This is a genomic window from Dapis brunnea BLCC-M229 (genome assembly GCF_050015995.1).
In the GTDB taxonomy this organism is placed as follows: domain Bacteria; phylum Cyanobacteriota; class Cyanobacteriia; order Cyanobacteriales; family Microcoleaceae; genus Trichodesmium.
The window spans coordinates 1-16,034 of sequence record NZ_JBNHEP010000204.1 but is presented as its reverse complement, the minus strand read 5'-3'; the positions used below and the strand labels follow the sequence as shown (position 1 = coordinate 16,034).

At 35.0% G+C, this 16,034-nt stretch carries 10 protein-coding genes; 5 read left to right on the top strand and 5 right to left on the bottom strand.

The features are described 5' to 3' along the window. Window positions 1-358 precede the first annotated feature (358 nt). On the top strand, window positions 359-1,585 hold the full coding sequence (locus tag ACP6PM_RS22795; protein WP_426588665.1) for an RNA-guided endonuclease InsQ/TnpB family protein: 1,227 nt from the start codon (window positions 359-361) through the stop codon (window positions 1,583-1,585). 141 nt (window positions 1,586-1,726) lie between these two features. Here ACP6PM_RS22795 and ACP6PM_RS22790 read toward each other — a convergent pair whose 3' ends face one another. From ACP6PM_RS22790 to ACP6PM_RS22780, 3 genes are all read right to left on the bottom strand, one after another. Beyond that, a complete protein-coding gene (locus ACP6PM_RS22790) occupies window positions 1,727-3,055 on the bottom strand; it encodes a diguanylate cyclase domain-containing protein (RefSeq protein ID WP_426588663.1) in 1,329 nt (442 codons plus the stop codon). Between the two features lie 26 nt (window positions 3,056-3,081). Beyond that, complete coding sequence (locus tag ACP6PM_RS22785; RefSeq protein WP_426588661.1) at window positions 3,082-5,838, bottom strand: ATP-binding protein; 2,757 nt, start codon at window positions 5,836-5,838, stop codon at window positions 3,082-3,084. Between the two features lie 188 nt (window positions 5,839-6,026). Beyond that, on the bottom strand, window positions 6,027-6,314 hold the full coding sequence (locus ACP6PM_RS22780) for a hypothetical protein (RefSeq protein WP_426588659.1): 288 nt from the start codon (window positions 6,312-6,314) through the stop codon (window positions 6,027-6,029). 239 nt (window positions 6,315-6,553) lie between these two features. Between ACP6PM_RS22780 and ACP6PM_RS22775 the strand changes: the two genes are divergently transcribed. From ACP6PM_RS22775 to plsY, 4 genes are all read left to right on the top strand, one after another. Beyond that, on the top strand, window positions 6,554-7,336 hold the full coding sequence (locus ACP6PM_RS22775; RefSeq protein ID WP_426588657.1) for an MlaE family lipid ABC transporter permease subunit: 783 nt from the start codon (window positions 6,554-6,556) through the stop codon (window positions 7,334-7,336). Window positions 7,337-7,717: 381 nt separating this feature from the next. Beyond that, a complete protein-coding gene (locus tag ACP6PM_RS22770) occupies window positions 7,718-8,110 on the top strand; it encodes a DUF3119 family protein (RefSeq protein WP_426588655.1) in 393 nt (130 codons plus the stop codon). A 605-nt stretch (window positions 8,111-8,715) separates the two neighbouring features. Continuing rightward, window positions 8,716-9,951, top strand: coding sequence for a DUF3086 domain-containing protein (locus ACP6PM_RS22765; RefSeq protein WP_426588653.1), 1,236 nt, complete (start codon window positions 8,716-8,718; stop codon window positions 9,949-9,951). A gap of 1,164 nt (window positions 9,952-11,115) precedes the next feature. Then, a complete protein-coding gene (gene plsY / locus ACP6PM_RS22760; protein WP_426588651.1) occupies window positions 11,116-11,790 on the top strand; it encodes a glycerol-3-phosphate 1-O-acyltransferase PlsY in 675 nt (224 codons plus the stop codon). Between the two features lie 628 nt (window positions 11,791-12,418). Here the strand turns inward: plsY and ACP6PM_RS22755 are convergent. Together ACP6PM_RS22755 and ACP6PM_RS22750 are read right to left on the bottom strand one after the other, a co-directional pair. Next, a complete protein-coding gene (locus ACP6PM_RS22755) occupies window positions 12,419-13,132 on the bottom strand; it encodes a DUF928 domain-containing protein (protein ID WP_426588649.1) in 714 nt (237 codons plus the stop codon). 782 nt (window positions 13,133-13,914) lie between these two features. Then, on the bottom strand, window positions 13,915-15,864 hold the full coding sequence (locus tag ACP6PM_RS22750) for a CHASE2 domain-containing protein (protein WP_426588647.1): 1,950 nt from the start codon (window positions 15,862-15,864) through the stop codon (window positions 13,915-13,917). Window positions 15,865-16,034 lie beyond the last annotated feature (170 nt).

The following is a 16,034-nucleotide window of genomic DNA, read 5'->3' as shown; positions in this document are numbered from 1 at the left end:
TAAATGTAGATGCAAAATACCATCTTTGTAGTCAGCTTTGACTTGGTCATACAGTAGTAATGTTAATCTGGTGTAACTTAAACCTTAAATTAGTTAGAAACTGCACGGTGCAAAGTTCTGCGTTGAGGTCAGTTTTATAAATGCTTATGCAAAATTATAGCAATGCGCGCATTGCTATATTTGTTCACTCGGATAACCATTGGAAGACAAGGTACAAAACAAACTAGGGAAGTCTTTCCAAGGTGGAAGTAGGGGTGATTAACTGTTAAACTTAAACCGTAGAAAATAGTTGTAAAATTTACACTCATTGTTGTAATATTAAATAAGTAACAATAAATTATCAAGCGTTAGCGAGTGAATGCGACTTGTTGATAGACATATTATTAACCGAACACATAACTTTTGGCGAGTTTGTGATGAATTAGCCTTTAAGTCTAAAAACTTGTATAATTTGGCTAATTATTATTGTCGTCAGCATTTTTTCTGTACTGGTTATAGTCTGGATTTAACTAAATTGTACCACGCCACCAAAGATAGCGATGCCTATAGAGCATTACCAACTAAAGTATCAAAACAAATAATCAAATGCTTGGTTGCCACTTGGCGTAGTTATTTTCAGGCAATCAAAGAATGGTCAAAACATCCCTGTAAGTTTTTGGGTAAGCCCAAAATACCCAAGTATAAAGACAAAACCAAAGGTCGAAATGTAGTTATATATTCAAAGGAATCAGTCTATAGAGCAAGTCTAAAAGATGGTATTTGTCACTTATCCATGAGTGATATCAAAATACCTGTAGTTGTGGATACTGTAATCGAAGTCAGGATAGTACCTGCTACGAGCTGCTATATAATTGAAGTAGTGTATGAAAAAACGAATCAGCCACAAATACATTCAACATATGTAGCCGGGATTGACTTAGGGATTGACAGATTAGTAGCTCTATCTACAAATAAGCCTGGTGTCAAACCACTGCTGATTAACGGGAAGCCACTAAAAAGCGTCAATCAACTATATAACAAGCGAAAAGCCAAGTACCAAAGTGTTCTCAAGGGACAGAAAAAAACTAGCCGTAAGATTGAAGCGTTAACCTATAACCGAAATCGTTTTGTCGAGAATTATCTACATAACACCAGTTTCTTAGTGGTTGAGTATTTAACCACAAATAATATTGGTACTGTAGTCATAGGCCAAAATGATAACTGGAAACAAGGTGCAAACATTGGTAAAAAAAACAATCAAAACTTTACCCAAATACCACACTCTAAGCTAATTCAGCAGATAACTTATAAATGTCAACTGGTTGGTATCAAAGTTATTGAAACTGAAGAGAGTTACACCAGTAAAACTTCTGCACTTGACTTAGAAAAACCTTGTAAGCATCAAAACTATGTAGGCAAGCGAGTCAAACGTGGTTTATTCAAAAGTTCAACTGGCAAGGTTATGAATGCTGATATCAATGGCAGTATTCAGATAATTAGAAAGAAATTCCCAGAGGCATTTACTGTCGTTTGCGTAGCATTCCGTAGGATGGGAATAGTGAGCTGTGCCGTACAGCCAGTATTGGTTAATCCAATATCAAGATAAAGGCTGTCACGATTTTCTACAGTTTTTTTCGTACGGTTTTAATTTCTGCCACTGTTGATTACTTAAGTCTCCTTGATTCATTGGCCTTTCTTCATACCGATAGCCTCTACATTTAGGATACAACAAGTTTGAAAACACGCCCTAAAATCTCTGATTTATGCTATAGCGATCGCTTCCTTTTGCTTCTGCTTTTTCTAGTTCCTGTTCACACAATTGAATTAAGCGATCGGATGTTGTCTGCTCATCAGGATTTAAACTAGCAATTCCTATGCTAACAGTAATATAAAGATTAGCAGAGGAGATACTATAGGGAATCTGGAGTTGATTAACTTCATCGACCAAGCTTTTAGCTATCTTTTCCAAATTAGGGATATCACTAAGAGAAACAATAATCCCAAATTTAGCTTCTTCATAGCGACAGAGGAGAGATTTAGATGATTGTAGACCATGTTTAAGTGCTTGTGCTACTTTATAAAGACAGCTATCTTTTTCTAAGTTACCGTAGCTCTGATCGTACTCTGCAAATTTGTCAATCTTACAAAAAATCAGGGCTAAGGATTCCTTATTTTGATGAGCGCGTTCCCATTCCCTGTTTAAATAATCATTAAAACGGCTACGATTAGCAACTTGAGTCAACTCGTCTAAAACACCTAATCTTCCTAATTCATGAAATGCTTGCTGTAGTTGAATATTCTGCTGCTGTAGTTGAATATTCTGCTGTTGTACTTCTCTTTTTAGACGTTGAATCTTTAACTGATTTTCAATCCTTGCTAATACCTCAATCACCTTAAAGGGCTTGGTAATGTAATCAGCCCCTCCTACAGAAAAGGCTTTTACTTTGTCCCATGCTTCATCTAAAGCACTAACAAAAATGATAGTGACATCCTGGGTTTGAGGATTTGTCTTAAGTCGCTGACACACAGCATAACCATCTAATTCTGGCATATGAATATCAAGTAAAATCACATCTGGTAAAGTTAATTCGACAGCTTTCAGGGCGATTGAACCATTAAGGGCTTGTCTTACCTCATATCCCTGTTCTTCTAGCAAATCTGATAAAACATTGAGGTTTTGGGGTTGATCGTCCACCAGGAGAATATTGCCTCGATGACAGTTAGTTGAAAGAGAAGGAGAATCTGCGTTTACATCAACGGATTGATTTAAAGGCTTTTCTGAAGGTAAAGGGGCTAGGGTTAGTTGATGTTGCATCTTTTGTTGCGCCACCTCTTTAAAATTATTTTTTGTCACCTTTTCTTCAAATATCTCCGAAATAGTCTGCCATAGTTTAGGCACAATACTTTGTTTAAGATATTTAGCTGAATAACGACAATTATCAGCGATTTGCTCATAAGTATAACGATTATTTTCGAGTATTTTTAGGAGGATAATTCTTTGTATATCACTAAAATAGTTCCCTGTTTTAGCGTAAAACTTTTCCTCAGTAAATTGTAAAATAGCTTCAATATCCATACATAAATTGATAGGGTATAAGTAAATTAATCAGACGAGCTAGTAAGTTGAGCAATTTGCTCAAATTGATAGTTTTGGACTAAGGTGGTCAATTTTTCAATTAAAGCACAATGATCATTAGGAATTTGTTTAATTAATTGTAAGACTTTTTTACGATTTAGTTGTGTAGCTTGATCGTGGAGTTGGGCTTTCCAATTTGAAGACATCATTGATAAACTTTCTGTGAACTCTTTCTCTAACGTTGAGTTTGTTCCTTTATCTAGTTGTGTTGTCTTTAATTGCTCTTCATTGTTGATTTCCTCATAAATATAGCTAACCCCTAGATGTTGAGCAATTTTTTCCCAAATAATAGCTTCTGAGAAAGGTTTAGGAATAAAGTCATCACAACCTGCTGCTAAAATCTTATGTTTTTCTTCCTTAAAAGCACTAGCTGTTAAGGCAATAATTACCGTTTCTTGATTTTTGGGGGTAGATTTAATCCGTTTCGTTGTTTCATAACCATCCATGACAGGCATTCTCATATCCATCAAAATCAGGTGAGGATGCCAAGTTTGCCAACAAGCGATCGCTTCTTCCCCATTCCTAGCTTCATTGACTTCAAAACCGACTAAACATAATAATTTTTTGAGAAACAAGCGACTTGGAGCGTGATCCTCTACCACAAGAATACGATAGACTGGTTGATCGGGAGCTAAGGCGATAACTTTTTTTGAGGAGGTTTGAGAGATAACTGCCTCTGATGTACAGGATTCAATGGGAATATGAAACATAACGCAAGTTCCTATTCCTACTATACTTTTAATCTCGATTTCTCCTCCCATCAATTCGATAAACTTACGACTAATTGCTAAACCTAAACCAGTTCCTTCTCCAGAATTACGCCCTGTTTCAGTTTGTTCAAAGGGGAGAAAAAGTTTATTGATTTCATCCGCTGCAATACCTGGCCCTGTATCTTCTACTTCAAACCAAAGCATATAACCTTTTGAAGGTATTTCATTATTTTGAATTGGGGATTCATTATCAGTAAATTTTACTCTTAAACTAACGGTTCCAGTGGTGGTAAATTTTACAGCATTACTCAATAAATTAATCAGAACTTGACGTAATTTTCCTTGATCGGTTCCAATGTATTGAGGAAGATTATCTAGCCAAAAAAAATTAATTTGTAATCCTTTTTTTTGCGCTTTCAGCAAAAATAAATTGTAAACTTCATTTAAAAAACTATGTAAATCAAAATTAGATACTGTAAAGCTTATTTTTCCTGATTCTATTTTAGAAATTTCCAGAATATCGTTAATCAGGGATAAAAGATGTTCACCACTACGATTAATACTTTGTACTTGTTGCTTTTGCTCAGAGTTTAGGGTCGTATTTCGATCTAAAAGTTGAGCAAACCCAAGAATGGCATTGAGAGGAGTCCGCAATTCATGACTCATATTGGCAATAAAAATACTTTTGGCTTTGTTAGCAACTTCTGCTTGCTTCTTAGCAACAGCAAGTTCTTCAGTGCGCTCTTGAACTCGTTTTTCTGACTTTAGAAAAGACTCCTCTAATTGTTTAGACATTTGATTAAATGACTGAGACAATTCTCCAATCTCATCATCACGATTAAGGCGAATTGTTTGGCCCCAATCTCCTTTTGCAATATCTTTTGCCGCCAGATTCAAAACTGCAATAGGATTAGTAATCCAACGTGCTGTCAATATTCCCAAAATAGCAGCTATCACTACTGCAAAACTAGAAAGTAAGAGTGTAGTGCGTCTATTCGCGTCAATTACTGCCATAAAATCTTTTTCTGGGACTACAATGACAATAAACCAATCTAAACCTGGAAAACCACGAAGCGGAGTAACTTGTAAATATTGGCTTTCTCCATCAATATCAAAACTAAGATTTTGAGTGGTAGTTATAGCGTCAAACTCTCCAAAAGTGGATATTAAATATTCAGTGCTTGTTTTTACTAGAGAGTCACTACTTTCATTTGCCTGAATAGGTTTTATTTTCCCATCGTTCTCAATAAAAGGCTGCTCAATAGTAGAGCTAGCAATTAGCTGACCAGATTTTTCAATGATAAATACTTGACCTGATTGACCAATTTCAAGACCGGATAAAAAGTTACTAATATAAGAAAGCACAAGATCCGTCGCCAAGACACCTTGAAATTTATCCTCTTTATCATAAACAGGAACTCCAGCATTGAGAGCAAGTTGATCCCTACTCACCCAAGCATAGACATTACTCCATGTCGCTTCTCCTGAATTCTTATTCGCTTGATACCATTTTCGCCGACGTACATCAAAATCCAAAACTGTTTTGATGAATTCTTCCTGTTGACCTTGATTATCAAGTCTATGAATATTCTTATTTTTGCTCTTCGATTGGATGACAATTTTTGAAATATAGGAACCGTCTTCTTGTCGCTCTATGGCAATAAAATCTCCTTTCTCATTGCCAAAGCCAATATTAGGAACGGATTCAAAAAGTTGAATTTGCTTCCATAGATAATATTGAGCACTTTCAACATCCTGAATATCTAAGGCTCCTGATTCAATCGCATTAGAGTTGATACCATTGACAACAAAAGGAGTAGATAGATAGTTTTTTAGATATTGTTGGACACGTCTTGTAACTTCCTGGCGAAGCTTCAGCGACAAATCATTAATCGAATTTTGACTATTCCCCATTGATAAATACTCAACAATTCCCACCACTAAAATAATTTGGACAATGAAAGGAATAGCTACTATCCAACGTATAGAAAGTTTAGGGGGAATTTTTAGCATTTTAAGACTTTTTATAAAATTTCGTTAGCTTTAACGGATTACAGCCTGAATATTTTGATTCCGCGATTAAATACCAAATATAAAAGTCTAAATGATAATTAGCCATTGATTTCTTAGTAAGACTGTAGAGACATTCGACTGAACGTCTCTATTGCTTTTATTTTTTATTAATTATAGTAAATAAAATCTCAATTAAACCGTGAGTTTTGACAGAACACATAAGTATCAAACATCGCTCCCACTAAACTACAAGTAACAGCAATTACTAAACATCCTTGCCAGGGATGGCCACTACCGAAAGTTGCTAAGAATTGCCAAATTTGGGCAACACCAGATTGACCAATTCTCTGTAAACTGGGAAGATGACTAATTAAAGCAAAGCTCATCCAACTAGCCCCAATTAACATCATAGGAGTGATAAAGCTAAAGATACTTGCAAGTAGTAAAGAACGTAGCAAATCAGTTAAAATACCCATAATAATTAATTAACCATAAGTCCAGATATAATGCCACCTCAGTAGCAAGTTAACCAAATAGGCTAACCTACTTTCTAAGATAGAGAGCGATCGCTCAAAATCGGTAAATCTGTCAGAAAACTTCAATTTTGGTTCAAAAATCTTGTTGAAGATTGGTAAATTTCTCTCATTGTTTTATTTAATGTTCTAATTTATTAATTTCTATTGAGTAAGATTACTTTTCGATTAACTTTTGGGTCATGGGGATCACTTTAGGGTCATGGGGACAACGAATGTTGGCCGCCACATATTTAGCAGGCCAGGTAGTTTTTCATTTGCTACAGGGCAAAATTTATCGTCGTAATACCATTGAGCAAATGGCAATAGTCGGTCCACAATCTTTATTAATTGTCTTATTGACAGCTAGTTTTGTCGGTATGGTATTTACGATTCAGGTTGCCCGGGAACTTGTAGCTTTTGGTACAGCCAATATGGTTGGGGGAATGTTGGCTCTAACTTTAACAAGAGAACTCGGTCCTGTGTTGACAGCAGTTGTTGTTGCGGGGCGAGTAGGTTCAGCATTTGCTGCGGAAATAGGCACTATGAAGGTGACAGAGCAAATAGATGCTCTATATGTCTTGAAAACAGATCCAGTAGATTATTTAGTTATTCCTAGAGTTATTGCTTGTGGTGTAATGATGCCAATCTTAACTTTGTTATGTTTGGTAGCTGCTATACTTGGTGGACTAATAATTGCAGTGAATCTATACGATATTCCCCGAAGTATGTATATAGATTCTGTCCAAAGTTTTCTAACTCTTTGGGATTTGTGTAGTGGATTAACTAAATCAATTATATTTGGCGTTTTAATCGCTGTAATTGGTACAAGTTGGGGTTTAACTACTACTGGTGGGGCTAAGGGTGTGGGAAAATCTACCACTACAGCTGTTGTGACATCCTTAATATCTATCTTTATTTTTAATTTCTTTCTATCTTGGGCAATGTTCCAAGGTATAGGTGGGGCAATGAAGCAAGGTTTGTGATACTAATTCACTTTAAAGATGTCCCAAATAGTTTCAAAATTTAGATGTGAAATAATTTCCTATTTTTGAGACTTTGACAATATTCCTCACCCTAGTGCAGGATGGCAGAAATAACTGACCAGTTACAAAATCCTAAAAGCCTTATTAACCAATACTTTTGACTTTTGAATTTTGAATTTTGACTTCTGCGTAGCGACACTAGGTATAAACTGTCAGCCCTTACCAACCGAGATTAATCATTCTGGTTGCTGAATATTTATTTGGTCAACAGTCTCTGATTTTTGACTTTTTACTTCCGTTAAACCATATTATAATCCTCCCTGTTTTAGCTAGAGGGAGAGTCAAAATAAATAATTGTATTGAATAAATTTACATAAAACCATGACTACTATTTCTACCTCCGAAGCTAAACAAACTATTGAACTTGCTCCTAGTTATAAAATACCTTTAGTGCTAATAATTGCTGCATTACCTTTGGCATTTGTAGAAAAGTGGGTAAGTATAGCGATCGCTATACTAGGACTTTTTCTATTAGTTCAAACATTAACTATCCGTCTAAAATTTACTGAGACAGCTTTAGAAGTATACCGTTTAGAGAAACTCTTACGAAATTTTCCTTATCAAGATTGGCTCAACTGGGAAATATTCTGGTCTCCTCTCCCCATTCTGTTCTATTTTAGAGAAGTTAAAAGTATCCACTTTCTACCAATTATTTTCGATCCTAAAATGTTGCAAACTTGCCTCGAAAAATACTTTCCTTTAAATCAGGATTGAAATAGCACTTAGCACTCAGAACTCAGCTATCAGCTTCTCAAGGTGTATAATGGAGTACTAAAACCCCATTAACAACCACGCCCTTCTTCAAATATATTGGAGGACTTAAACCCTTAGAAATGAGAATTAAATAAAGTCCAGAATTTTTTGGCAAGAACTTAGATGATATGGAGTTTAGGTAATTTAACTTGTGTAGAAAATAAAATCCTCATTCCTTAAATTTTGAGCTGACAGCTAGATACTGTTTGTAGAGCATTCCGTTAGGAAAAGCTGATAGCTAGTTACATTAGAAGCTATAAAATTTTGGTTATAAATTACCATAACCACACTAAACTTGTGGTTATTTTTCCCTCTAATTAATAGTATAAATTTTTCATATTTTTTTACCGAATAATTAATAATTATTAATTATTAATTAAATAATTCACCCTTGAAAAGGGAGGCTTTAAAGGGGAAAAAGCGGTCGGAAAGCGGAGCAGTCCGTAGGATGGGATGGCGAGGTTACCTAGCCATATCCAATCGACCAAGACAAGAAATAATATTTCCTTATATTCAATTCCGTTACGGTTTTAACCAGAGATAATTATCCATTATCAATTAATGAAATGATGTACCCAGACGAAATACAACCACAAGAACAAAAAGAACAATCTAATACCTTAAATGAAATAATTCCTTCAACTTCGGACTTAGATGAAAAAATAGAAACTCAAACTATTCCTACAAATCAAGAAGTTGCTGAGTCATTTGAACCCGATATAACTGAACCAATAGAAGTAGAATATGTTTCATCGGTTGAAGATAATTCTACAGATACTACTAGTTTGACTGAAGAGTCTACAACTCCGCCAGTTGATAATATTGAAAAAGAATTGATATTAGAAGTTTCTGACTTTCAAGAGCAAAAACAAAACTTGAAAGAAGAAATAGCTACTCTACAAGAAATTAAGACTAAATTACAACAAGAAGTGATGGCCCAGACTAAGGCTATAGGGCGTTTAGTGCCAGAAGCTTTGAGTCAGTTGGAACAACGTAGACAAACATTGCAAATAGAGGTAGAAAAACTAGAGCGTCGCAAAGAACGTATTCAAAGAGAGATGCGCACTACTTTTGCTGGTGCTTCTCAGGATTTGGCAATTAGAATTCAGGGATTTAAAGATTATTTGGTTGGAAGTTTGCAGGATTTGGCTGCTGCTGCTGAACAGTTAGAATTGGCTCCACAGCCAGAGGAATATCCTACTCCTGTGATGGAAAATACTCCTAAATCTCTGAGAAATTCTGAAAATCCCAAATTTGCCGAAATGGGTTTTGAGGAACAAACTAGACAAATTCGCCAGATTCTTGACGAATATCGGAATATGCCTGATTATTATGGCCAACCTTGGAGATTACGGCGTACATTTGAGCCGATCCATGCAGAACGGGTTTCTAATTGGTTTTTCTCTCAGGGTGGTCGTGGTGCCCTGCGAAATATGGGTAGTCGCTTGCAAAATATTTTGGTTGCTTCAGCAATTATTTCTGTACTGAGAGATTTATATGATACCCGGGTACGCGCTCTGGTGCTGGCTAATTCTCCTGAGCGTTTGGGAGAGTGGCGTCGGGGTTTACAGGATTGTCTGGGGATTGACCGCCGTGATTTTAGCCCAGATAGGGGTGTGGCTTTGTTTGAGGATGCGGAGGTTTTGGCCCAAAAGGCCGAGCGATTGCTGAAGCAGGGCAAGTTACCAATTATTGTGATTGATGATACGGAAGATAAAATTAGTCTTTCTATGTTACAGTTTCCTTTATGGTTGGCCTTTGCTCCTGAACCTAATTCTCAAAACTCAACTGATAGGTTTTAATTAAGGTAAGCATTTAGCTGTTAGCTATTAGCTGTCAGCTATTAGTTATGAACTTCAGGACTTACGCAAAGGTACTATATATAGAGTTTAAAAACTATAACGTTATAGTTTTTGACGCTATATATATGGTCTCAGCGTAAGTTATGAACTTATTATGAAGGAGGAATTAGTATCCAAGGGGAATTAAAAGTTATGACTAAAGTATACTCCTTTAACTATATAAGGAATTATTCATTACTAATTGCTGATTGCTGAGTGCGAGCTGGCTTAATGCTTACTAATTAAGTCAAAAGTTATATAGCAATTCCTATCTCTGAGTGAGGTAAAAAAATTCTAAGTTTTAGGCAATAGGGTCAGCATTCAGTTGTCAGCTATTAGCCGTCAGTTATAAGTTATGAACTTCAGGACTTACGCAAAGGTACTATATATAGAGTTTAAAAACTATAACGTTATAGTTTTTGACGCTATATATATGGTCTCAGCGTAAGTTATGAACTTATTATGAAGGAGGAATTAGTATCCAAGGGGAATTAAAAGTTATGACTAAAGTATACTCCTTTAACTATATAAGGAATTATTCATTACTAATTGCTGATTGCTGAGTGCGAGCTGGCTTAATGCTTACTAATTAAGTCAAAAGTTATATAGCAATTCCTATCTCTGAGTGAGGTAAAAAAATTCTAAGTTTTAGGCAATAGGGAAAAGGATTATTAACTCAGAAGTTACAACTCAGAAGAAAAAATTAGTGGGAGATTGAAAGTCGCCACTAATTTTAATCCCCTAAAATTAAATTCATATCCTGGTAAATAAAAAGTCAAATTTTCTGAAAAACTTCTGAGGGATTGGTTTCTATTTATGAGGCGCGAGCCGAGGGATATAGCGCAAGTCAAAAGTAAAAAATCAAAAGTAATCCCTGACTAAGTTTGAGCATTTATAAATGTCCTAACCTTTGTTTCAACTGCTATAAATAAAGATAACTGTACTTCACAAAGGGAGATAAACACTATATCCTTAGCTTTCAATTTGGGTGTTGCACGTTAATTTTTAACTATCTTATGTAGAGGAAATACTCATCCAAAAATACCTACTTTTGATAGCTCATTGCCTGATTTTACAACATTAAATTAATGGCTTCTCTTACTACTTTTTTCAAGGAATAAATTAATGATTAGTTGGTTAGTATTAAATGGATTAATATTAATAATTTGCTATTTATTGGGGGCTACTCCTAGTGGCTATTGGATAGGTTATTGGTTTTATGGTATTGACATTCGTGAACAAGGTTCCGGTTCCACAGGTGCGACTAATATATTAAGAACCTTGGGAAAATTGCCTGCTTTGGCTGTGTTAGTTATTGATATTTTTAAGGCGGTATTGGCGATCGCTTTGGTTCGCTATATTTACTCTCTCCTTTTTGCTCAAAATCTAACTATTGCTGCTGGAATAACTAATATTGATCTAGCAAAAGAATGGATGGTTATTTTAGCAGGATTAATGGCTATAGTAGGTCATAGTAAATCTATTTGGATTGGTTTTAAGGGTGGCAAGTCTGTTGCTTCTAGTCTGGGTATTTTGTTAGCAATGTCTTGGGTTGTTGGCTTAGGAACACTTGCTGTATTTATTGTTGTTATTAGTATTAGTCGTATTGTTTCTTTGAGTTCTATTATTGCTGCTGTTGCCGTTTCTGGTTTGATGTTTATTACAGGTCAACCAGTTGCTTATCAAATATTTGCTATTATTGGTGGAATATATGTGATTTGGCGTCACAGCAGCAATATTGAGCGACTCTTAGCTGGTACAGAACCTCGTATTGGGCAAAAATTATCAACAGAGTCTTAGTCCAAACTATTAGGTATTGTTCAATAATTAATAATTAACAATTAATAATTAATTATTACCTCTTCTTATAACAGATAGGATTGGCTAAAAGGAATTTTTTTTCTTCTCATATAGAATCCGGTTATATAATATATGTTGATAATTCTATAAATTACTTCAAGCCTTGAATCCCCCCATCTCCCCATCTCCCCATCTCCCCACCTCTCTATCTCCCCCAACCATATAATAAGTATTCAACCGGATTTGATATCAAGGGGAGATTGGATATGGCGCACTTTGGAGCGGCTCTGCATTCAGAGGGAAACCTCGCCATCCCATCCTACGGACTGCTCCGCTTTCCGACCTCTCTCTTGGTCGATTGGATATGGCTAGGTAACCCATCCATCCCATCCTACGGACTGCTCCGCTTTCCGACCGCTTTTTCTCCTTGAAAGGGGAGGCTTTAAAGGGTGAATTATTTAATTAATAATTATTAATTATTAATTATTCGGTAATTATATTCAGTATTCATTGAATCTACGACTATAGTTGTTTACTAAATATTTGACTAGATATTTGAGACAAAATTATTAAACATTCAGCAACAACAGAAATTTACAGAAATTTTATGATATTTATTCATCTGTTATTACTGCTTTAATTCCTCTGTAGCTACTTCATTTAAACCTACTGAGTTAAGTAAATTTTGCCATTTTGAGGTAAGTTTTAGATCGTTTGGATTAGAACGAATTTGTTCTGCCAAAGTAACCAGTGCTTCATACCATATACCAGCTTCTGAATAAATTAACCAGCGATCGCTATCTGGAGTTTGTTCTAATTTTGTTGTTAAATCTGCACTTGGATTAACTCTTTGAATTGAGCCTTCTACTACAGCTTCAGGAATAGGAGTTTCACAGATTAAACTGAATGTCCAGTTATAATTTGTACCTACTTTTAGCTCTGGTTGATCGGTAGGAATTTTAATATCTATAATTCCCTGACTATTGGGCAGTGATACTATATTTTCATAAACCTTTTTTTGACTAGAATCTTTTAAGATAAACTCTCCAGCTATAGCTGTATTTTCTGGCACATAAATAAATATTGTTGGATGTGATGCTAGGGTTAATTCTAGTTTTTTATTTGTCATGGGAATTAAAGGAGTTAGAGGTTTTTGACCATCATAAAAGCAGCTACCTCGTGTTGCTCCACCTTCACTATTTCTTGTACCTTTATCGGTTTGTGGAGTAATATTTGCAAATGTACTTCTTGATAAGGAAAAAGTAGATAATCCGATAAATAATGTCAAAACAAGAGTTTTGAATGTTAGGGAAGATAGTAGTTTTTTTTGATAAATATTCATAGTTAGATAAGGTTTGTATTTTTTCTAATTATGCTTTGCTTAGAAAGTATTTCCCCTAAAAATTAGAAAATTTTTATTTGACTTTTAGAGCCTATTCATTTTAATTTTTTAGGGTTCAGAGACTAGGAGGAGCAATTGGAGAATTTATTCACATTACTATTATATATCGTGGTTATATTTGGGTGATGCGAAAAATATTCGCAGAATTAGGAAACAAGGAGAATAGTGGGGAGTTTTAGAGAATTTTTGGGAGGAGAGTAAACAATAATCTATTTTCAGAGCTTATCTGGAAACCCCATAGTCGATCAAACGATAAATTGTGCTAGTGACTGGACTATTAGAAAATATTGTTATATCGTCAATCAAATTGATGAGATACACAAGTTTTAGATTTTAGGTAGTTAGGGAATAGGGAGTAGGGAGGGAAGAAAAAAAAAGGCTGCTGAATAAATGTATGATTTCATAGGAGTCAGGAGTTAGGAGTTAGGAGTTAGGAGTTAGGAGTTAGGAGTTAGGAGTTAGGGGAATTTATAGAGGAGGTAGTCGGAAGAATAGTCCCTTGATGTTTCTGCTCTTGTCTGCCCAAAATGCTAACTTTTTGAGCTTTTTGGACTTAAAAGCTGGCACTTTTTTCGACCCATAAAGACTTTAGTCTTTATCTGTCAATGCTTTGATAGTTAATCAGTCACCCCTATATTAGACATCTTCAACAGATAAAGAAACTTTTTCTGAAACTCTTGTAGGGAAATTTCATCAAATGTTTATTTGTAAATAATTTATTTTTAGTTAATTAAAAATGATTTTTTACCAGTAACCAAATATACACCAACTGGTATTTCCTTCCCTTTAAGATAAAAATCACCCCAAAATTCTACTTGAAATTTTCCATCTAGATATTTGAAAGTTTCCTGAGCAATCAAAATTCGGCAAATTCCTGGATGACGTTCCTTCTCAAAACTTTCTAACCGAGAAGCAATATTAACACTATCACCAATTACTCCATATTCTAAGCGATTTTTTCCCCCTAAACTGCCAACTGTTACAGTTCCCGTATAAATTCCTACACGCATTTTTATTTCTGGAGCACCTTGTTGATGCCATTGACGATTTAATTCCAACAAATGTTCGTCCATTGCTAAAGCACAGTTAACTGCATTTTGAGCATCTATAGCAATCTCTTCAACAGTGTTACGAGGTACTGGTATACCAAATACTGCAATTATTCCATCTCCAGTAAATTTATTGACTATTCCATGATGATTAATCACAATATCTGTCATAGCACTCAGATATTTATTTAACCAAATCATCAAAGCTTCTGAAGTTTTTTTTTCTGAGATAGTGCTAAAGTTTTTTAAGTCAGTAAATAAGATAGTTGCTGTAACTGTTTTTGGTGGTAAAATTCCACAATTAATTAAGTCTGAACGTTCTTGCCAAAGAGCATTAGCAATCTCTGGAGAAGTTTGCTGACCTAATAATTTCATCACCATATTTTGTTGTTGCCATGATTCTTGAATTTTATAACTTATTACTATCCCACCTGTGATAACTATTCCTGCTGCTGGTGCTGCTACAGGTATCCATGCCATTTTTAGAAAAATGCTATAACTAATACCTGTTAAAATCCCCAAAGTAAGAAAATTAATTAAGACCAAAATAAGAGGTTTTCCGATTTGCCAAGCCAGACTAGCACTAACTATTGACCAGCCGATAATCCATAATATTTCTGTTGATTCCTCCCAGTACCAAAATAGCTTTCGATCGTCAATAACTGCACTAATAATTTGACTTGTAATTTGGGCATGAACCTCTACTCCTGACATTTTTAACAACTTGAAACGACCCAAACTATAAGGAGTAAAAAATAAGTCTTTGGCACTAGGAGCTGTAGTCCCAATCAGGACAATTTTATTTTTGACTAATTTAGGGTCAAAATTACCCTTTAAAACATTTGTTATGGTAATTTTGGGAGCAACAGATTTAGAATTACGATAATTAATTAAAATTTTATATCCTGTATCATCTATTCTTTGGTATCCCCCTGAATTTGATTGTAATTCTTTAAATAATACATCACCTAATTTATATTCATTATTTTCAGTTAGAGCAGGATAAATTCGATAGGTTTTAAGATAAGTAATGGCTAATTGTAGAGAAAAGGCTGTCAATATCTTATTATTACTATCAGCAGTAAATAGTAAATTACGACGAACTATACCATCCGGGTCAATACTAATATTATTAAACCCAATTCTTTCTTCAGGCATTGTGGGAGGTGGCCCTACTGTATCATGAATATTGTAGTCAATGAAAGTAATAGCAAAAACATTTGGTTTTTGCAGTTGTTCTAATAATTCTGAATGACCAGGTGGATTAGGAATATCTCGATATATGTCTAGACCTATTACTGTGGGTTGATGCTTTTGTAGAGATACTAAAACTTTAGCCAAAATTCTATCGGACATCGGCCACTGCTGCAAATACTCAATATCTTCTTCTGTTATCTCTACTATTAATAATCGAGGATCTGGATCTTCATAAGACCGCAAACGCATCATCCCATCAAATACTCTTACTTCTAGTGGTTGGAATCCTCCTAAGTGCCTGAAAAATAGTAAACCGAGGATAGTAATACCAGAAACGGTAATTACTGGTATTGGTATAGTTAGAGAATTAATTTTTTTATTGATCCATTGGAAAAAATGTACAAGACCCATAATTTTAATGGCCATTAATCCTCTTTCAACCAGTTGTAAGTTAGTATTCTCCACACTTATGTACTACTCAGATAGATATTCAAACTATCAGTTAATTTTGAGAACAAAAGCATGGAGATTACTGAATTTCACGTATCCACTCAATATGATGGGGTAGGGAATGATTATAACTGCCAAGAGCAACT